General features: G+C 60.5%; 16 protein-coding genes and 1 CRISPR repeat array. Of the genes, 4 read left to right on the forward strand and 12 right to left on the reverse strand.

Annotated features, from left to right (window positions below; all coding sequences use genetic code 11):
- The first annotated feature begins 2 nt into the window (after positions 1-2).
- Together Q0X18_RS05225 and Q0X18_RS05230 are read left to right on the forward strand one after the other, a co-directional pair.
- Entirely contained in the window at positions 3-899 is an 897-nt protein-coding gene (locus tag Q0X18_RS05225) for a metal ABC transporter substrate-binding protein (protein ID WP_297559407.1), read from the forward strand.
- A gap of 4 nt (positions 900-903) precedes the next feature.
- The gene (locus Q0X18_RS05230) at positions 904-1,386 is read left to right on the forward strand and encodes a hypothetical protein (RefSeq protein ID WP_297559409.1); all 483 of its coding nucleotides are present in this window, start codon (positions 904-906) and stop codon (positions 1,384-1,386) included.
- On the opposite strand, the gene Q0X18_RS05235 is transcribed toward Q0X18_RS05230, so the two are convergent.
- Positions 1,352-2,410: an N-acetylmuramoyl-L-alanine amidase gene (locus tag Q0X18_RS05235; RefSeq protein WP_297559411.1), complete on the reverse strand. Its 1,059-nt coding sequence runs from the start codon at positions 2,408-2,410 to the stop codon at positions 1,352-1,354. The two genes, Q0X18_RS05230 and Q0X18_RS05235, sit on opposite strands and share 35 nt — an antisense overlap.
- A gap of 160 nt (positions 2,411-2,570) precedes the next feature.
- On the opposite strand from Q0X18_RS05235, the gene Q0X18_RS05240 reads away from it, so the two are divergent.
- Positions 2,571-3,008, forward strand: a complete 438-nt coding sequence (locus Q0X18_RS05240; RefSeq protein ID WP_297559413.1) for a peptidylprolyl isomerase — start codon at positions 2,571-2,573, stop codon at positions 3,006-3,008.
- On the opposite strand, the gene Q0X18_RS05245 is transcribed toward Q0X18_RS05240, so the two are convergent.
- Positions 3,005-3,895, reverse strand: a complete 891-nt coding sequence (locus tag Q0X18_RS05245; protein WP_374707504.1) for a YibE/F family protein — start codon at positions 3,893-3,895, stop codon at positions 3,005-3,007. The two genes, Q0X18_RS05240 and Q0X18_RS05245, sit on opposite strands and share 4 nt — an antisense overlap.
- Positions 3,896-4,152: 257 nt before the next feature.
- Between Q0X18_RS05245 and Q0X18_RS05250 the strand changes: the two genes are divergently transcribed.
- Positions 4,153-4,710, forward strand: a complete 558-nt coding sequence (locus Q0X18_RS05250; RefSeq protein ID WP_297559417.1) for a YIP1 family protein — start codon at positions 4,153-4,155, stop codon at positions 4,708-4,710.
- Positions 4,711-4,881: 171 nt separating this feature from the next.
- A CRISPR array of direct repeats spans positions 4,882-9,248; the repeat unit is 37 nt; unit sequence GTTTCAATCCTCACTCGAGCTTTCGCCCGAGTGCAAC.
- 202 nt (positions 9,249-9,450) lie between these two features.
- On the opposite strand, the gene cas2 is transcribed toward Q0X18_RS05250, so the two are convergent.
- Genes cas2 through cmr1 form a run of 10 tightly spaced genes read right to left on the reverse strand, consistent with a single transcriptional unit; the run spans position 9,451 to position 18,397 of the window.
- Positions 9,451-9,750, reverse strand: coding sequence for a CRISPR-associated endonuclease Cas2 (gene cas2, locus Q0X18_RS05255; protein WP_297559419.1), 300 nt, complete (start codon positions 9,748-9,750; stop codon positions 9,451-9,453).
- Positions 9,751-9,752: 2 nt separating this feature from the next.
- Positions 9,753-10,772, reverse strand: a complete 1,020-nt coding sequence (gene cas1c / locus Q0X18_RS05260) for a type I-C CRISPR-associated endonuclease Cas1c (RefSeq protein WP_297559421.1) — start codon at positions 10,770-10,772, stop codon at positions 9,753-9,755.
- Complete coding sequence (gene cas4 / locus Q0X18_RS05265) at positions 10,769-11,425, reverse strand: CRISPR-associated protein Cas4 (RefSeq protein WP_297559424.1); 657 nt, start codon at positions 11,423-11,425, stop codon at positions 10,769-10,771. Before cas4 ends, cas1c begins: the two co-directional genes overlap by 4 nt.
- Before the next feature lie 36 nt (positions 11,426-11,461).
- Positions 11,462-12,526, reverse strand: coding sequence for a putative CRISPR-associated protein (locus Q0X18_RS05270; protein WP_297559426.1), 1,065 nt, complete (start codon positions 12,524-12,526; stop codon positions 11,462-11,464).
- Complete coding sequence (gene cmr6, locus Q0X18_RS05275; RefSeq protein ID WP_297559428.1) at positions 12,523-13,491, reverse strand: type III-B CRISPR module RAMP protein Cmr6; 969 nt, start codon at positions 13,489-13,491, stop codon at positions 12,523-12,525. The genes Q0X18_RS05270 and cmr6 overlap by 4 nt, the downstream gene beginning before the upstream one ends.
- On the reverse strand, positions 13,478-13,870 hold the full coding sequence (gene cmr5 / locus Q0X18_RS05280; protein WP_297559435.1) for a type III-B CRISPR module-associated protein Cmr5: 393 nt from the start codon (positions 13,868-13,870) through the stop codon (positions 13,478-13,480). Before cmr5 ends, cmr6 begins: the two co-directional genes overlap by 14 nt.
- Positions 13,871-13,872: 2 nt before the next feature.
- A complete protein-coding gene (gene cmr4 / locus Q0X18_RS05285) occupies positions 13,873-14,661 on the reverse strand; it encodes a type III-B CRISPR module RAMP protein Cmr4 (protein ID WP_297559441.1) in 789 nt (262 codons plus the stop codon).
- Positions 14,651-15,781, reverse strand: coding sequence for a type III-B CRISPR module-associated protein Cmr3 (cmr3, locus tag Q0X18_RS05290; protein ID WP_297559443.1), 1,131 nt, complete (start codon positions 15,779-15,781; stop codon positions 14,651-14,653). Before cmr3 ends, cmr4 begins: the two co-directional genes overlap by 11 nt.
- A complete protein-coding gene (gene cas10 / locus Q0X18_RS05295) occupies positions 15,774-17,240 on the reverse strand; it encodes a type III-B CRISPR-associated protein Cas10/Cmr2 (protein WP_297559445.1) in 1,467 nt (488 codons plus the stop codon). The genes cmr3 and cas10 overlap by 8 nt, the downstream gene beginning before the upstream one ends.
- The gene (gene cmr1 / locus Q0X18_RS05300; protein ID WP_297559447.1) at positions 17,237-18,397 is read right to left on the reverse strand and encodes a type III-B CRISPR module RAMP protein Cmr1; all 1,161 of its coding nucleotides are present in this window, start codon (positions 18,395-18,397) and stop codon (positions 17,237-17,239) included. Before cmr1 ends, cas10 begins: the two co-directional genes overlap by 4 nt.
- Positions 18,398-18,399 lie beyond the last annotated feature (2 nt).

Genomic DNA, 18,399 nt, shown 5'->3' on the forward strand with positions numbered 1-18,399 from the left:
TCATGCGAAGTATCCTTCGGACGGGATTGGTGCTGGTCTTGGGCCTTGGTATAGCCCAGGCCAGTACCCTTTCAGTCTCGGCGACCACCGGTTTTCTGGCCGACATGGTGCGGAATGTGGGGGGTAGCCGGGTCTCGGTTGTGCAGGTGGTGCCCGATGGCAGCGATCCTCATAGCTTTGAGCCCCGTCCCTCGGTGGTGCGGGCCATTGCTGGTTCTAGGGTTTTGTTTGCCAACGGCCTTTCCCTCGAGCCGTTTTTGGAGAAGCTCGAGGCCCAGCTTCCAGCCGGCGCCCGCGTGGTTAAGCTGGCCGAAGGGATGCCCAACCTGATCGAGGTGGCCGAAAACGAGCCCCACCAGGAAGCCGAGCATGCTCATGAGCACGGTACTTACGACCCCCACCTCTGGCTCGACCCCACCTATGGGGTAAGGTACGTGGAAAAGATACGTGATGCCCTGATAGCCCTGGATCCCGCCGGGCGGGCCATCTATACCCAGAACACGGCCCGGTATATTCAGCGGATTCGCCAGGCTGACGCCGAGGTACAGCGCTGCCTGGCGGCCATTCCCCAGGCCCGGCGCAAGCTGGTTTCCCAGCACGAATCGCTCGGCTACTTTAACCGTTACTACCGCCTCAAAAGCCTGGGCAGCCTCGCCGACTTTGTCGGCCAGGAACGGGGCCCGGCCAGCCTGGCCCGGCTGGCCCAGGTAATGAAAAAAGAAGGTGTGCGGGTGATATTTGTCGAGCCTCAGTTTTCGCAGAGCCAGGCCCGCGCCCTGGCCGAGGCTACCGGGGCCCGCATCGTCCGCATCTATTCCGACGCCTTCGATAATACAGTCAACTCCTATCTCAAGCTGATACAGGCCAACGGTCAGGCCATTTGCACGGCCTTCAAGTAAAGCGATGCGGTCCAATCCCCTCAATGTGCAGTTCTGGTTATGGGGCCAGGATGTGCTGGCGGGCCACCTCGAGGCCTTTGGTTTTAGAAGATGTCCCAATGCCAGCGGCCAAGGCTCGAGCCTCTACCGCAAGGGGCCGGTAGGGCTCCACTCGAGCACGGCCTGGCTGGGTATCGCCCAGGGCGTGCTGGTCTATAAGCGGCCGGTCGAAGGCTTTTTTCTGCTCGAGGATGATCAGTCCATGCCGCTTCTGCCCGAGCAGGCTCGACCGGTGGATCGGGTGTGGGGCCTCGAGGTGCTGCGGTCTTTTGTGCTGGGCTACGAGGCTTGGATTTTGCGCCACGCCGGGCCTGCCTACCGAAAGATGCTGATGGAGAACCTGCCCCCTATGCTGCGGCGCGACCGGGCCTCCTGGGAGGGTTGGGTAAGTACAGATGGCTGTTCGACCCTGTTTAGCGCTGGACATTGCCGCTGTTCAAAAAAGTGATAATGCCTGCGGCCAGCCCGTTGGCCAGCCGGGCGCGGTAAGCGCTGGTGCCAAGTTTTTTACCCTCGACTGGATGATTAACAAAGCCAATCTCGACCAGAACGGCCGGAATACGGGCATTGCGAATCACGTAGAAGGGGGCAGTCTGAACCCCGCGGCTTACCGCGCCGGTTTCGCGCACCATTGCCCGCAGGGTTTTGAGGGCCAGTTGCTCGGAAAACTTGAGGTTGGCCTGGGCCAGCAGGTCGCTCATGAGCCGCTGGGCTACGCCGCGGGCTTCCTGGGTCAGACGCTGCCCAAGGGCGCCCCCACCGTTTTCCAGGATGGCCTTAGACAAAAGCCGCTGATCGATGGCCTCACCGAAGTAGTACACCTCAATACCCTGGGCGGCCCGCTCGGCGGCGTTGGCGTGAATAGAGACAAACAGGGTGCGCTTACTGTTGGCCATGGCGGCACGAAGCCCCAGGTCGGTGGCTTTACTGACCGAGAGGTGGGAGTTGTCGGCTCGGGTAAGAACTACCTGGACACCCCGGGCCTCGAGCAGCCGCTTTGTGCGCAGGGCCACGTCGAGCGCTACGGCTGCTTCCTGTACGAAGCCTATGGCGCCGGGGTCTATGCCCCCGTGACCGGGATCGAGCACCACCACCGGCGCGGGTGCTTTGGCACGGGGTCGGGTGCGGGCGGCAGTGCTGCTGCGCACCTCGAGCACCAGACGACGGGGATTGGAAAGCTCGAGGGTGCGGTAGCTTGTACCTGTCTTGAGGGTCACGACATAGGTCGAGCCCCCCGGACTGGGGGCAGCCCGGTAGCCCGCCACCTGTGGGGTGTTGAGCAGGGTACGCAGGCTGCGAGGTGGGGTGCCCTGGAAGCGAATGGAAACTTCGTTACCCTGACGAACTAGACCAAACTTTGCTCCACTGGGCAGGCTGAATACCAAACGGGTAAGACCATTTTCTGTGCCGACTGAAGGCTGAGCAAAGCCCAGCGCCGACAGACATACAATCACCGCAAAAATACACCGCATCTATCGGGATTGTAGCGCTCTGGCATGAGTTTTGATAGCCCTGGACTGCTTTACGTAGAGAAATATTTTGCCCTTGATGAGATTGTCACTAAACGCCCAGGCGGATAAGCCGGATATTGTAATGGGAGGTGCGCATATGCAAATAGACCACAAAAGCGTTGTGAAACTGGTGTATGAGCTGTGGGTGGAAGGGCACAAACTCGAGGGCACCGACGGTCACCCCAAAACTGTGTTGATGGGCCATGCAACCGGGCTACCCCCTGGCCTCGAGGCCGCCCTGCTGGATAAAGAGCCCGGTCATTACCGGATAACGCTTCCGCCAGAACCACACAACCCAGCACTGCGGGTAGAGGTTTCGGCCAGCGAACTGCCCGAGCCACCTCGGCTGGGGGGCGGTTATAGCGGGGAGGGGCCGGAGGGCCAGCCCCTGCTATACCGCGTGGTGGCTATCGAGGGTGAGCGGGTCACCCTGGACGCCAACTCACCTCTGGCCGGTAAAGCCCTCGAGTATCGTTTGACTATCCTCAGCGTTCGACCCGCGGAGCCAGAAGAGCTCGAGCACGGCCACGTTCACGGTGAGGGAGGTGTGCAACACTAGGCCCCAGGCCACCTGCGCTCGATGTAGTCGAGCTTGCGCCCCCGCAACAGCCATGCGGCTACCAGGGTAGTGAGGGGAACGGCCAATACCAGGGCCAGTGAACCTACCAGCATGGTTACGATTTCGGCAGCAAAGGTTTCGTTGTTGAGCAGCAAAGCCAGCGGAACATCACTTTGGTTAATCAATAGCAGCAAAGGGAGCGCCCCTGCTGCATAGGCCAGAATAAGGGTATTGACCAGGCTGCCGATGTGGTCAAAGCCCACTGCCATGCCGCGGGTGTACAGCTCCCGTACGCTGTAGCGCGAGTTGACTTGAAGTAGGGCCTGCACGACTGCCGCCTGTGTAACGGTTACATCGTTGAGCGCACCCAGCGCTCCAACAACCACCCCAGCCAGGTAGAGCGAGACCAGATCCAGGTTGCCCCCGAGCTGAAATCGGGCTAAAAAAGCCTCTTCCGAGGTTAGGCCAGTAAATTGCATCCACTCGGTCAAAAGCGTCGAAAGCACCAGAGCTATTAGCGCAGCTATAGTGGTGCCAATGAGGGCAGCGGAGGTTTTTCGGTTAATACCGTGAACAAAATATATTGAAAGCGCCAGGATACCAAAAGCCCCCACAAAGGTAACCAGCAGCGGATTGTTGCCCGCGGCAATTTGAGGCACCACCACGTAGGCCAAGACCCCCATACTGGCTGCCGTTCCCAACAAGCCCCGCAAGCCCTTGCCGCGCCCTAGCGCGATGGTCGCCAGGACAAAAAGCCCCAGTAAGGCCCACAGGTAATGCAGTCTGTAGGGTTCGGCAAGGTAGGTTTTCCCGTCAACCTCGTAGATTACTACCAACTGCCCGATGCGAAAATCTACTGTTTCTGTGGGCAGCTCAGCTTCTTTCATCTGATTTCCAACCCGTACGGTTGCGCGCTCTGGCCCTAATGAAAGGAGGCGACCAACGGCATATCCGCCCACTGAGCTTGGGGGTACAGATTCTTGTCCGTCGGCGTTTTGTGCCCAAGCCAGACTTAAAGCAAACAGAAGAACGATAAACCAGCGCATGGCTCTAATCTAATTGGGCTTTTGATGAGAGATGCATGGGCAATATTTGAAATTTCGTAGTAAACTACATTTGCTCCAAAAGCGAAACGGGAGGCTTTATGAATACCACGCCGTCCATTACCGACACCCTGATGAATATGGTCAACCAGAGTATCCAGGTGCTCAGTAAACCCAGTGTGGCGACCTTTGAGCAATTTGAGAATAAAGGCACCCTCCGTGAAGCCGTTATCTACGTTCTGGTTGCCTCCATCATCACCGGCTTGCTTAGCCTGGGCAGTGGTTTGGGCGGATTTTTGAACGGTATTATCGGCACGATTATCGGGTTCTTGGTTTTTACTTACTTGGTGCACTACGTAGGGAAGTCGCAGGGGGGAACGGGATCGCTGGACAATGTGGCTTATACCTTTGCCTTATTTTGGGCCCCCATTAACGTGCTGGTTGCGGTAGTGAGCCTGATTCTGATTATCACGCTGATCGGTATTTTCCTAATTCCTCTGCTGGTTATTGTCGCATTGTTTATAAATGTTTACTTTGCTTATCTGGCGGTTCAGTCGAGCATGAACCTGCGCGAAAGCAGCAAAATCTGGATTACTCTAGGGGTGGCTTTTGTGGGAACTCTGGTTGCGAGTATGGTGATTGCTGCAATATTGTCCTGAACACTGAATCACGCTTTACAAGGCACGACAAGATAAGCCCGACTGTAGCCGGATAGGACTTTTTTCCCTACCCAAAGGCATTCGTTGTTGATACAAATATAGCAACCCACTTAGGTGGGCATCCCCAAAGGCGCTTGTGGGTTCCCCTCCCTAACCCACAAGCGTTGTTTGTTTTCAATCCTCACTCGAGCTTTCGCCCGAGTGCAACGTTGCGGCGCTCGCGTACCTGTTCGTCCCCGCTTGTTTCAATCCTCACTCGAGCTTTCGCCCGAGTGCAACGGCGCGCGCAAAGCGCGTTGACATTGGCGACCTGTTTCAATCCTCACTCGAGCTTTCGCCCGAGTGCAACCCCCCCTGAGTTACGGCAGGGGGGTGTGTGGTGTTTCAATCCTCACTCGAGCTTTCGCCCGAGTGCAACGCTGAGGGTTGTCACAGCAACCGTGGAAGTGACGTTTCAATCCTCACTCGAGCTTTCGCCCGAGTGCAACCAACCAGAGCCGCGTCTGGCGCTGCACTGAGTGCGGTGTTTCAATCCTCACTCGAGCTTTCGCCCGAGTGCAACCAACCAGAGCCGCGTCTGGCGCTGCACTGAGTGCGGTGTTTCAATCCTCACTCGAGCTTTCGCCCGAGTGCAACCGGATCGTGCTGCGCCAGGCCATGTTCGCGGCCCAGGTTTCAATCCTCACTCGAGCTTTCGCCCGAGTGCAACTTCATGTCGTGGATGTAGTTGTACAGCATTTCTGTACCGTTTCAATCCTCACTCGAGCTTTCGCCCGAGTGCAACAACCACGCCTTGGTAGCCTGCTGCTACCAGGGCGGCCACGGTTTCAATCCTCACTCGAGCTTTCGCCCGAGTGCAACGGGTCAAAATGATTTCGTTGCCGAAGGAGACTCCGGTTTCAATCCTCACTCGAGCTTTCGCCCGAGTGCAACCGGGCAACACCACCTACCTGCCTGCTCTCGATTTTGTTTCAATCCTCACTCGAGCTTTCGCCCGAGTGCAACGAAGTGCCGAAGAAACCTGAGGTCGCCACCAAACAGGTTTCAATCCTCACTCGAGCTTTCGCCCGAGTGCAACCACCTCTCTAGGTTTTTTTGTTTTGACTTTAGAGTTTCAATCCTCACTCGAGCTTTCGCCCGAGTGCAACATTCTGCTCCCATACCACGCCGCTGGGTGGCCGCGTTTCAATCCTCACTCGAGCTTTCGCCCGAGTGCAACACGTAGCAGCGCAGCCCGTGCCATGCGCCGATCGTTTCAATCCTCACTCGAGCTTTCGCCCGAGTGCAACCTCTGCACCTGCCCTGGCCTGGTCTGGCTCCTAGTTGTTTCAATCCTCACTCGAGCTTTCGCCCGAGTGCAACCGCTCAAGCTGCAACGTCTCCTGCAATCAGCCAACGTTTCAATCCTCACTCGAGCTTTCGCCCGAGTGCAACTGCGAATCCATCGGTTTGCGGAATCCACTTAGGTTTCAATCCTCACTCGAGCTTTCGCCCGAGTGCAACTGCTGGCTTCTGGCGATGTCGCAGCCATTGAGTTTCAATCCTCACTCGAGCTTTCGCCCGAGTGCAACGCGATTTGCTCAAGCACGATGTCTCGTCGGCAAATGTTTCAATCCTCACTCGAGCTTTCGCCCGAGTGCAACTATCGGGCCCTGGCCCTGGCCCTGCACGCGGGCAGCGTTTCAATCCTCACTCGAGCTTTCGCCCGAGTGCAACGGGATATGGGGGTGAGGCATTACGGGTACTCCCGTTTCAATCCTCACTCGAGCTTTCGCCCGAGTGCAACCCGCGGGTCTTTAAAATCCGTTCGGCGCGGTATCCCCGTTTCAATCCTCACTCGAGCTTTCGCCCGAGTGCAACCTTCTGTATGCGGTGGTGGCCCGTCTACCGAGCATAGTTTCAATCCTCACTCGAGCTTTCGCCCGAGTGCAACGCTGCACGCTGGTGCGATCGTTGAGCGTGCTAACGTTTCAATCCTCACTCGAGCTTTCGCCCGAGTGCAACCGTCTCCTTGCACGGCGAGGCTATGAGCACGCTTGCCGTTTCAATCCTCACTCGAGCTTTCGCCCGAGTGCAACGCGCTGGGTGCCATGCTCAGAGTCGATGAGGGGGCGTTTCAATCCTCACTCGAGCTTTCGCCCGAGTGCAACCCTATGCCGGTGGCCGTGTGGATGCCACCGCCGCTGGCGTTTCAATCCTCACTCGAGCTTTCGCCCGAGTGCAACCGACTGCCTGGCCCAGCGCCAGTGCCTTGCCCGGGTTTCAATCCTCACTCGAGCTTTCGCCCGAGTGCAACGTGGTCTGTAGTTTGTCGGCCCCCCCGACCAGCGTTTCAATCCTCACTCGAGCTTTCGCCCGAGTGCAACCGGGTAGCGCTGTTCACCCTCGTAGGGCGCTCAGGTTTCAATCCTCACTCGAGCTTTCGCCCGAGTGCAACCGCCCTGGCTGCAGGGCCGCGTGGCCGTGCCGTATGGTTTCAATCCTCACTCGAGCTTTCGCCCGAGTGCAACCTTGGCGGGTGACGCTTGGGTTGGGGGTCCTGGTTTCAATCCTCACTCGAGCTTTCGCCCGAGTGCAACGACATGGCCGTCGGAGTCGCAAACGGCCTCGGCGTGTTTCAATCCTCACTCGAGCTTTCGCCCGAGTGCAACGCAGCGGCCAAGCTGCAAGTCCGTTTTGGCTTGGCGTTTCAATCCTCACTCGAGCTTTCGCCCGAGTGCAACGGCCATATTTGACGCCAGGCTGCCGCCCGGCCGCCAGTTTCAATCCTCACTCGAGCTTTCGCCCGAGTGCAACGCGCCAGGGCATCGTGCGGCTAGATTTCAAAGCGGTTTCAATCCTCACTCGAGCTTTCGCCCGAGTGCAACAACTGCGTCTGAAGCCACTACAGGCTCCCGATGCTGTTTCAATCCTCACTCGAGCTTTCGCCCGAGTGCAACCGTACCCGCTCGGGGCCGCGCCGCAAGTGAGCGTTTCAATCCTCACTCGAGCTTTCGCCCGAGTGCAACATCGCCTACGTGCGCCGTGTTGCTCAGCCTATGTGGTTTCAATCCTCACTCGAGCTTTCGCCCGAGTGCAACGTGCCGCTAGCTGCCCTGAGCCATGGCTAATGGGTTTCAATCCTCACTCGAGCTTTCGCCCGAGTGCAACGCCAACTGCCGCCCCAGCAGCCGGTTTTGCCCGGTCGTTTCAATCCTCACTCGAGCTTTCGCCCGAGTGCAACAGCGACGCCGCGCACGCCCTGCTAACCAGGGCGGGTTTCAATCCTCACTCGAGCTTTCGCCCGAGTGCAACAGCCCGCGTGAGCGCCAGCTAGCCCGCCCGCAATGGTTTCAATCCTCACTCGAGCTTTCGCCCGAGTGCAACGGCGAGCTACGTGGCGCTCGGGCTCATGGCCCTGTTTCAATCCTCACTCGAGCTTTCGCCCGAGTGCAACAGGCGGGGGCTCGTTTCGCTCTGCGCGTTGCCGTTTCAATCCTCACTCGAGCTTTCGCCCGAGTGCAACCCCGCATGCGCGGGTTCTGCGGGTTTCTCAGCCATGTTTCAATCCTCACTCGAGCTTTCGCCCGAGTGCAACCCGGTCGGTGCCGATGGTATCGCCTGCACCTGAGGTTTCAATCCTCACTCGAGCTTTCGCCCGAGTGCAACGCTCGGGTCTTCCGCCTGGCTCGCACATACGTTTCAATCCTCACTCGAGCTTTCGCCCGAGTGCAACGCACGCGCAAGCACGTTGCCTAATGGATAAAAGTTTCAATCCTCACTCGAGCTTTCGCCCGAGTGCAACCCTTGGCGCCATGGCGCCGTTCAGGCCGTGTTCGTTTCAATCCTCACTCGAGCTTTCGCCCGAGTGCAACCGGCCGAAAAGCTGTGCCGCGGTATTGGCCGTTTCAATCCTCACTCGAGCTTTCGCCCGAGTGCAACGGCTGGGTTCCATCGCGTCAGGCCATTGCTTGTTTCAATCCTCACTCGAGCTTTCGCCCGAGTGCAACCCGTGGTTGTGAGCCCGTACCGTGGCATCTGTTTCAATCCTCACTCGAGCTTTCGCCCGAGTGCAACCCGCCAGAACACGATGCTGTCACTGTCTGCCTGGCGGGTTTCAATCCTCACTCGAGCTTTCGCCCGAGTGCAACGCTTCCAGGCCAGCCTCTGCCGAGCGTGCGCAGTTTCAATCCTCACTCGAGCTTTCGCCCGAGTGCAACCCGCCGACGTGCTGCAGATCCCAGCCGGTTTCAATCCTCACTCGAGCTTTCGCCCGAGTGCAACTCAGCTGGTGCCCCATGCTGGAACCGGAGGAGTTTCAATCCTCACTCGAGCTTTCGCCCGAGTGCAACCGTCGCACGGACGGTGAGCGCCTGCCTGCTGGGTTTCAATCCTCACTCGAGCTTTCGCCCGAGTGCAACGATGCGGTGGCGTAGACGTTGCGCATACGCTGGTTTCAATCCTCACTCGAGCTTTCGCCCGAGTGCAACCGAGCGGGGCGCAGATGCTTGGGCCAGTAGAGGTTTCAATCCTCACTCGAGCTTTCGCCCGAGTGCAACGGCCTCATTCTAGCGTGCGTACTGGACGGGGTTCAATAGGCCGTTTGCGCGAACCCCCCAAAAAAGGGTTCCGACGCTGGGTGGGGGAAGGTGGAGGGAAAGCGGGTTTTCAATGTCCCCTAGCCGATTTCTCGGCTTGCGCGAACCCCCCTGGGTTTTGGCACTTGCTTGGGGTTCGCGCAAAGCAAGTGCCAGGGTGGGGCTAGATTACCAGTGGATCGTCGAAGTCGGTATACCTGTCCTGGCCGTGCACCCGCAGACATTTGTCGCGGCCACCGGGGAGGGTGTAGATGCGCAGGCTGTCTTTGTCGGGGTCAATCACCTTTAGCAGCCTGGCTTCCATGTCCTCGAGCTGGGCCCGCGAGACGCGGCACTCGAAGACCGACATCTGCACCCGCTGACCGAAGTTTTTGCAGATCTTGGCGACACGGGCCAGGCGTGCCTGGCCGTCTGCGGAGGTTACGTTTACGTCGTAGGTCACCAGAATATCCAGCCGTTCCATGCCTATCGCCCCACAAAAGGTAGGTACTGCGGAAGGTCGCCCCGCAAATAGCGGGCCAGCAGGCGGGCCTGAATATGTGGTAGCAGCCCCACCGGAACAGGTTCTTTGAACAGGGGGTGCTGCACGGTTTCCAGGCGGCGTGTCTGGAAGGCTACAATTACCACTTTTCGGCCTTCCTCGTTCAGCAAAACAGCCCCACCGGGGCGTGTCTCGAAGTGCTCGAGGGTCAGTTGCTTGCGGTTCAGGAGCGATAGGGTCAGCCGATCGGCCCACCAGGCCCGGAACTCTTCCATCAGGTCGAGTGCGAGCGCGTGGCGTCCGGGGCGCAGGGCGTGCAAGAAGCCGGCCTGGGGGTCGAGCCCCACCCCCTCGAGCGCCGCGGTGCACTGGGTGGTGAGCAGGGCATATACGAAGCTGAGCAGGGCGTTCACCGGGTCGCGCGGGGGTCGTTTGTTGCGGCCATCGAAGCGGAACTCGCCCGAGAGCAAAAGGTCGCCAAAGGCCGCAAAGTAGGCGCTGGCCGCGTTGCCCTCGAGGCCCCGTACTTCGTCCAACGAGCGGGCCTGCGGAAGCTGGCGCAGCGCGGCTTCGTGCTCGTAGAGGGCCAGAGCCAGGGCCTCGGTTTCGCCGCGCTCCCGCACCGCCCGTTGCAGCACCAGGCGGGCGTTTTTGAGTTTGCCCTCTACAAAGCGCTGGGCCAGGTAAAGGCTGCTCGAGGGGTTGTCCAGCGCGCGGTACTGGGCCTGCCGCAGCAGCACATTGCCCGCAACCGGGCCCGCAAGCCGACCCTGGAAGCGGCCCGACTCGCTGAACCAGGCCACCTCGAGGCCGTCCTGGGCGCAGCGGTGCAGCAGGTAAGGCGAAACCAGCACGTTGCCAAACAGCGCCAGGCCCCCCAGGTGGTGCAGGGGTACGTTGCGCAGGGTTACGTCTTCGTGCTCGATGCGCAGGGTATCGCCCTCGAGGCGCAGATACACGCCCTGGGTTTGTATGTAAAGGGTGTTCAATACTTCGCTGTTCATGATGTTTGTCGGGCTTGCCAGGCCTGCAGGGCCTGCGGCACCTCAGGCATGCACACCCCCAGGAGGGAGCAGTGTTTGCAGCGTTCGTCGGCAGCGGGTGGAGGCAGGTGCTCCTGCTGCAACAGCTTGCGCAACGCGCTGATGGTGGCGAGGGTGGTCGCGCGCAGCTCGGGGGTAAACTGCACCACCCGGCGGCGCTGGCTCGATTTGCTGAACAGCGCCCCCTCCATCACGCTCTGGCCGAACATCTCTTCCAGGCACAGAGCCTGGGCGCAAAGCTGCACCTCGGCGGCTTTGCGGGCCAGCTCGCGGGGCCAGCGCCGGCCCACCTTGTACTCCACCGGGTAGGGCACGCCCTCCACAAACTCCACCACATCGGCCCGGCCCGTAAGCCCCAGCCGCTCCGACCACAAGGGCAGGCTCCGCTCCACCCAAACCCCCTCGCGCAGCAAGCCCTGCGGGATGTCTACGTTCTCGTGGGCGCGCGTACCGCGCAGGGTGAACTCGTTGTCCTCCCACTCGCCCTCGAGCAGAATCAGGGCCGCCCGGCGGGGGCAGTAGGTGTACTGGGCCAGGGCGCTCAGGGGTAGGGGCTCCTGGGGCAGGGAGGGTGCCGGGATTATTTCGGGAAATACATCGTCCAGTTCATACATAAAATCCCCCTCAAACACGCCGACCTGCCGGGTTGCCTAGCCTTCCCAGGGTTCAAAGTCTTCTTCGGAATAGTTGCTCCAGCGAAAGCCTTCCCGGCACATCTTTTCGTATTCGGGGCCGTGGCGGGTCAGGGCAAACACATAAAGCTTGCCGTCTTTCTCGGTATAAAAAAGCCGCTCGTCCACCTGGCCTTTGGGATAGCCCAGGGCATCGCCTCCGCCACTTTTGAATTCGCTGAGGGCCGCGCGGTTGGGCAAGCGCAGACGCTGGAGTAGCCTGTGGTAGCGCTCCTGGGTGGCGGGTTCCAGCTTTTCAAGTTCTCGCCGGGCCTGTCTGTAAAGGTAGATGGGTACGCCCTGGGCCTGCTCGAGCTCATTCTTGAAGGCTTCCAGGTAAGCTTCGCCCAGTGGCGACAGGCCAAGGTATAGCTGTCCCTCAAACTCAAATTCCTCGAGAAGCACGTGGGCCTCTTCGGGGAGCAAAGCGGCTCTGGACTCTGCCTCCGCTTTAGGCCGCAGCCCAGCTTCTCCCGCACTCAGCCAATCGAAAAAATCGGCGTACCAGACAAAAAGGCTGCTATCCCAGCCGATGGGTGTAGGTGGGAGGATGGCAATTTCCTTGAACTGTTCGTGAATATAGCAGACTGGAACCTTGAAGACCAAGCCCAGAACGGTGGCGTAGGAGATCTCAGCCTTGAAGCCTCCTGTGGCGTTGATGATAATCTCCCTTTGTCTTTTTGCTGCTTTGCGAATCTCTCCGGCCAGGGTGCGAACGAAGTTTTTTAGGCCAAAGTCCACAAAGCCCTTTGCCTCGTAAGCCAGGCCCCCAATCTCAACCAATCCACAGGGTACGTTGGCTTGCAGGAAATATTGCCGCAGCAAATGCGCTGCCTTACGGCCTTCCTCGGTGGCACTATACAACAAGACGATCTCGTCTCCAGCCTGCAAAATGCGCGAAAGGGAGTTGGTCTCAGCACAGGCCTTTTGGGGATCTGCCTGCAGGTAGTTCAGGATCTCCTGATCTGTAGGGTTCTCCTTGAGAGCCTTCTTGGCGTTAGTAAGCAGACTGGTGCCTACGGTGGTAAGGATGACGGTGCTCACGTATGCTCTCCCAATAACTGCTCTATTTCGGCGTGCTGGGGGTTTCTGCCAGGGTTCCACACCCTCCACCCTTGCAGGTGCTTACGGATGGCCTCGAGGGTGGGCTTGCGCAAAGGGGCTGGCTTATCGCGCAACTCCTGGAGGAAGAAGCTCAATTCACCGCGCTCGTTGTTGGGCTTGATTTTTTCGATTCGGGCTTTGTAACCCTGGTACAGTTCCTCGCCCAGCTCGGCCTGGCTTTTAGGCTTGGGGGGCAGCCTCACCTCGAAATACCCATAGCCCGCGTTGGTCTTGCCCCCCAGGCCCAGGTGTTCCAGCCCCCATCGCAAGATCTCCGCTGCGGTGTACAGCCAGTCCGTGGCGTTTTCCGAGGAACTCGAGAGCGCCAGGCAAAACTTGGTTCCCGGCTTCACGCTCAAAAAGCCCACCGGGTTGGGGTCGTCGAAGTCGGTGGGCCAGCACTGGCCGCCGCTGTAGTAGTCTGGGTGGTGAACGGTGATGACGTCTTTCTGGAAGGGCTGACGGCTGCTGGGGTCTAGCCAGCCGTCCCAGTAGACCAGGTGCGCGGCCTTCTGGGTTGTGCCGAGCAGAATCTCTTGCTGGCGCTCGTCCAGGCCGTAGTGCCGCGCGGCCCGAGCCATCAGGCCCTTGAGGGCGCTGCCCGGAAGGTAGGGCGTGCCGTAGGTGTGGTGAATGCTCAGACCGTTTTCAATGGGGCTGGCGTTGCCCAGGCCGATAGCCAGGGGGGTGCGGGCGGTGGCCTCGAGGAAAACCGCACCGCTCAGGGCCGCTTTCCAGCGCTCAAAGGCGTTTTCGTAGACCTTTACCTTTGTAATGGAACTGGCAGCGATTGCGTCCAGCAGCGCTCGAGCCGCCTGCTTGCTGGTATCGTGCTCCCTGAGGTACCTGTACAGCGCCAGCCCGGCATGATTGGGGGGCTCGAGCAGAAGCCTAGCGGCCCTCATCGTCGCCTCCTGCCTCGACCTTCAGAACGCTTTTAGCAAAGCGCTTGAAGTAGACCCAGGCCTCCAGCACCCGCCGGGTGTGGTGCATGTAGGCCGTGGTAGGGGCCTCATGCAGATGCGCCAGCAGGTCGCCTTCAACCTCGAGGATGGCCCCCAGGTGCTCGAGCAGCTTCTGGTGGGCCCGGGCCCGCGGGCCTTCGCCGCTGGCTTTGTCGGCGCTAAAGGCCACTGCCTGGCACAGCCCGCTCTGCAGCACCATCACCGGGAAGCTGTGGCACAGGCCGCCGTAGATTCTCTTGAGTTCGGGGTCGGCCTGCTCCAGGCTGCTCACCAGCTCCAGGGCCCGCTTCATATCCTTCTGGTTGCGGGTTTGGGGCATGGCTACACACCCCCCAGCACCCGCAGCAAACCGCGCCCCACACTGGCCTCGCCCCCTATCTGGAGGTAGGGGCGCCGGTGCAGCTCGGCAAAGTGCGCCGCGTCTTTGGCAAGGGCAAAGCTCGAGAAAACGGCCTCGGCAGGAATGGCCTCCTCGTACCACAAAGCCCCGCTGGCGACGGTTTTGCTTGCGCTCTCGAGGCGCACCCGTGCAATGACCTCGAGGCCGGTCTGGCAAAAGTAGCTGAACACATCGTTGCTCACCAGGGCCAGGCGCTCCATCAGGTCTGGCTCCTCTTTGCCAAACAGCAGCCCGCTGATGGCCTTAGCCAGCGCTTCAGAGGAGCCTTTTACCTTCAGGTCGATGTCCTCCAGAATCACCTGGTTGTTGTACTGGATGGCGCTCCCGGCCAGGGCTTCCTCACCGGTGATGCTTGGTTGAGATAGTTTCGACGATAGGCCCAGGGCTTCGGCATCGCGCTGCCAGCGCTGGAGCACCAGCGGGCAGGTGATGAGCGCGAAGGTTCCAGCATAAGAACGCACCGGCAGCAGCAGCAGACGGGCATCGGTGAGGGTAAGTTCGCCCATCTGCTCCAGCGAGCCAAAGACCTTATTGGCCGCTTCATCCGCGCGCCCATCGCGCAGCACCCCCTTGAGGCTGCTGGCGGGAATCAGCGGAAAACCTGTGGCTGCTTCGCGGGCCACCGGCAGGTCAATCACCGAGCCCGAAACCTGCCCAGTGCCGGGGTGCACCGGGGTCAGGGCCTGTAGAAAAAAAGCTTTAGTCTGCATAACTTCCCACCCCCCATAAGGCAAGACCAAAGCCGTCCTTACGGTCTTGCTCGCTATCCGAAACTGGACGCAACCAGCTTTCCAGCACCGCGCTGGGATCGCCCTCCAGCAGCTCGAAGAAGTAGACGCTGCCCGCGGGCACCATCCAGCGCACCGGCTTGGGTCGGTTGTTGCGCAGGCTCCAGCCCGAGACCGGCTCCCGCCGCCCCACCGCTGCGGCCACCAGCCGCAGCCTGACCTTTGCCAGCCCCCGGGGCAGGTGCTGTTCACCCGGCTTTTTCAACCACCCGGGCTTCCAGCCGTCTTCGAACAGGGCCGGCGTGGCTAAAACCATGCGGATTAGCTGGCCCTTGGCAAGCCCGGCAAAGGCTTCCTGGATACTTTTGGGGCAGTCCCACCAGTAGCGGGATAGTTCCTCGCGCACCCGCAACGCTACTGGGCGCGACTCACCCCCCAAAAAGCCCAGAAGCTGGGGCTGGTGGCCTTCGGGTAGGGCGGCCCTGGCCCGCAGGGTATAGGGGATGTACTGCCCGTCCTGCACTTGCTCGAGAGCCCGGTAGCTCGCGCTAAAAAGCTGGCCTTCCCGGGCCTTGCCCTTGGATGGATCCATTGCCACATGGATACGCTGCTCGCTGGGCAGGCCCGCCATCGGCTCAGGCAGAGTAGTCTCCCCTAGTAGCCACTGCTCCATATCGGTCTGCCGCCATAGGCTGTAACCGGGCTGGGGTTTGACATCTTCGCTCACCCGGAGCGGCATCAGGCCATTGGGCAGGTTGCATCCCCCCACCGGCCTGAAAGGTTGCAAGCGCATAATTTTGTTATGGCCTTCCTTCTGGTAAACCAGCGCATCGCGTGGTGCGGGCAGCACAATTTCTTCCCTGCGGGCCAGCAAAGGGCCATAAATGGGTAGGCCGTGCAGGCTCCGAAGGAACTGGTAGTTGCCCCAGTTGACCTTCTGGGCCAGGCCAATCTGAGTTCGAACAAAACCCGCTACTGTGATGGGTAAGGGTAAAGGCAGGCTTTGCGCGGCTGTCTCGGTTCCATCGGCGGCGCTAAAGGGCCTTCCATCGCGCCAAAACTGGGGGGTGAGGGCTTGAATTTCCAGAACACGTTCAGGCACGGCTAACCTCCGGTTGATTTTCGGTTTTTACACCGCTTAGAAAACGAGCAACAACCAGCTCTTTGGCGTAGTCGAGCAGATCCTGGCGGGATTCGAACAGGGGCAGCTTCAGGCCCTTGCGCTCCTTACGCCCCAGGATGCGCTCGGCCTCGGCTTGCAGGTAGGCCACGTTCATATCGTCCTGCCACTCCCGGGCTAGCTCGAGCAGCTCGTAGGCCAGGCCCTGGGTGAGATCGCCCTGCTCGAACGACTGCAGTAGCTCACGCCAGCGCAGCCTGTCCCAGGTGCGCACCACGGTAATGGGTGCTCCCCCTCGAGTGTGCAGGGCTACCGCCAGGGCGTTACGTCCCCCATCCTTGGCCGCTTTTTCGGCGTCTCGAGCCCGCTGCAAAGACTGGGAGAGCGGCTCGCGGTAGTGCACCACCGCTATCCCTGCCGAGAGGGTGCCGCGCACCCGGTGCCGGAAGTTTTCGGAGAGGTCTTGCGCGCAGGCAACGGCCTGGTTCACCGGCAAAAAGGCCAGCACATCGTCGCCGCCGGAGTAGACCATAAAGCCGTGGTGCTCCCGAACGATCCTCTGGGCTTCGCGGGCGAAGTCGTCGAGTGTGTTGGAAAGCGCGCGGTGGGCTTCGGGGTTATCCTGCCGGCTAATCAGCTCGCCCATGCGGTCGCCGTCGGCCACCAGGATGGCGAAGTAGGGCTGGGGTTCTGTGATGTGATCGTCGTCCTCGCCCCAGCGATCTTCGGGCTGGGCTTTGGGGTTTTGGGCCCGGCGGGCCATGGTGCGGGTGTCCACCACTGTCTGGTACATGCCCGCGCCATAGCAGCGCTTGAGCAGCGAGATGGCGTCGAGGTGCTCGGTGGGCTTGATGCGCAGGGGGCGGTGGGCGCCGTCGGGCAGGCGCAGGGTGGCCTCGCCCCACATGCGGGGGTCTATCACCGCTGCGCGGGAAGGGTCGAGGGGCGACTTGGGTATGCCCTCGTCGTTTTGCTGGGTGGGGGCAAACTCGCGCAGGGCCTTGCGTCCGGCCAGCAGACGCTCCACGCCCTGCCGGGCCTGGGGGTAGTTGTTTTCCAGCGGAACCCAGGCCGCGTAGAACTCGAGGAAACTTTCAAGCTGAAGCTGCGCCCTGCCCTGGTCAATTTGCTTCTGGTATTGCTCTGGGAGGCCGTCCATGGCTTCTTGCCAGAGGTACTTCAGCTTTTCCTGAGCGGCTTTGCGGGCCCCCTCGACCAACTGCTGGGGGTCGCCGGTCGCCTCGGCCAGAATTTTGTTGGCCCCATCGGCTTCCTGGTCGGATGGGAAGATGAGCAGGGCGTTCTGGTCGGCCAGATAGCGGGCCACCACCCGGCTCAGTTCCTGCAAAATCTGCGAACCGGCGTACAGGTCGGCGGTGCGCCGGGCCGCGACGATGAAGTCCTGTACGGGGCCGATGGAGATGGAGAGCAGGTAGGTCACAGGCGTACCTCCTCAGTGAAGCCCTCCTTTTGGGCAGCCCGCAAAACAGTTTCTATCAAGTCCTTCCCACCTAGCGCCCGTACCACACGATCGTCGGTGGGCCAGGAAAGATCGTAGGTCTGGCCTTTCACACTGACCCCCTGGGGTTCGGGCGCGGAAAGCACCAGCACCATCGCCCGCACCGAGCCATCAGCGAAGGCGACCGGCTTGAGGAGGACGGGTGAGGCCATGCGGCTTCCATCGGCAGGGGTGATTTCCCCTGCGAAGGCGCCGGTGAACTTCTGGTAGATAATGGGCAAGCCCATATAAGGCTTGGCCAAGCTGACTTTTTGGCCTGGAGTGAGAGCTTTTAACTTGGCGTGATCTTCCCACATGGCCCCGCCCATCGCGCTGTACTCGGGATACTTTCCGGTGTAGTGCCCCTTGCGGAAGCGGGCCCAAAAAATGCTCAGGTCTTTCCAGGCCCTTACTCCGTCTTTGTAGGGCTTGGAGAAGGTAGCCCTCGCCCCAGATAGACACGAGTAGTACCCGTTGGATTGAAGCCCCGCGAACCACCCCTTTAGCTCAGAGAGGTCTTTGGGGTGCCATCCGGTTTGGGATGAAACGACTTGCAACGCCCCTAACCCCCGCCGAGTCCGGGCCCCCACCCCGCCAAAAGCCAGCCAGGCTCGGACGGCTGTTTTTACCTCAGCCTCTTCCTCGAGCGTGAGGGAGTTCGAGAGCCGTAGCTCGAGGCTAAACGAGACCCCGACGAGCCCCGAGGCTTCGGAATCGTTTTTGTTCCTCAAAAAGGGATAGACGAAAAAGCGCTCATAAGGCTTTACCCTTTCACCCAGGGACGAAGGCTGGAGAGTGTTTTCGTAACCCTGCTCACTGACTGTCAGGGCCACCTGCCCTTGTTTCTTCGCGCTCCCCCAGATGCGCTCCTCTGCTTCAAACAGCTCCTTGGCGGTGGCATACTGCGCCCCCGCCGTAGCCCGCCACCAGAAACGCAGGTGGCCGCGCACGCTGGCTGCCCGCACCGGGTGCTCAGGGTCTACCTGACGCGGTGTGGCGCTGCCGCCAAACATGGGGGTGATGGTGCGCAGCCGGAGCGTCCAGGTTTCCAGGGCCGGCGCCTTGAGCGGCGGGGGTGGAATCGGAACCGTCCTGGGCATGG

The organism is Meiothermus sp. (genome assembly GCF_026004075.1).
Classification (GTDB): Bacteria; Deinococcota; Deinococci; order Deinococcales; family Thermaceae; genus Meiothermus.

Bases quoted from the DNA above. Each gene is read 5' to 3' on its own strand.
- Q0X18_RS05250 (WP_297559417.1), top strand. From the start codon at position 4,153: ATGAATACCACGCCGTCCATTACCGACACCCTGATGAATATGGTCAAC.
- cas4 (WP_297559424.1), bottom strand. From the start codon at position 11,425: ATGTATGAACTGGACGATGTATTTCCCGAAATAATCCCGGCACCCTCC.
- cmr6 (WP_297559428.1), bottom strand. From the start codon at position 13,491: ATGAGGGCCGCTAGGCTTCTGCTCGAGCCCCCCAATCATGCCGGGCTG.
- cas2 (WP_297559419.1), bottom strand. From the start codon at position 9,750: ATGGAACGGCTGGATATTCTGGTGACCTACGACGTAAACGTAACCTCC.
- cmr4 (WP_297559441.1), bottom strand. From the start codon at position 14,661: ATGCAGACTAAAGCTTTTTTTCTACAGGCCCTGACCCCGGTGCACCCC.
- Q0X18_RS05235 (WP_297559411.1), bottom strand. From the start codon at position 2,410: ATGCGGTGTATTTTTGCGGTGATTGTATGTCTGTCGGCGCTGGGCTTT.
- Q0X18_RS05225 (WP_297559407.1), top strand. From the start codon at position 3: ATGCGAAGTATCCTTCGGACGGGATTGGTGCTGGTCTTGGGCCTTGGT.
- cmr5 (WP_297559435.1), bottom strand. From the start codon at position 13,870: ATGCCCCAAACCCGCAACCAGAAGGATATGAAGCGGGCCCTGGAGCTG.
- cmr1 (WP_297559447.1), bottom strand. From the start codon at position 18,397: ATGCCCAGGACGGTTCCGATTCCACCCCCGCCGCTCAAGGCGCCGGCC.
- Q0X18_RS05245 (WP_374707504.1), bottom strand. From the start codon at position 3,895: ATGAAAGAAGCTGAGCTGCCCACAGAAACAGTAGATTTTCGCATCGGG.
- cas1c (WP_297559421.1), bottom strand. From the start codon at position 10,772: ATGAACAGCGAAGTATTGAACACCCTTTACATACAAACCCAGGGCGTG.
- Q0X18_RS05230 (WP_297559409.1), top strand. From the start codon at position 904: ATGCGGTCCAATCCCCTCAATGTGCAGTTCTGGTTATGGGGCCAGGAT.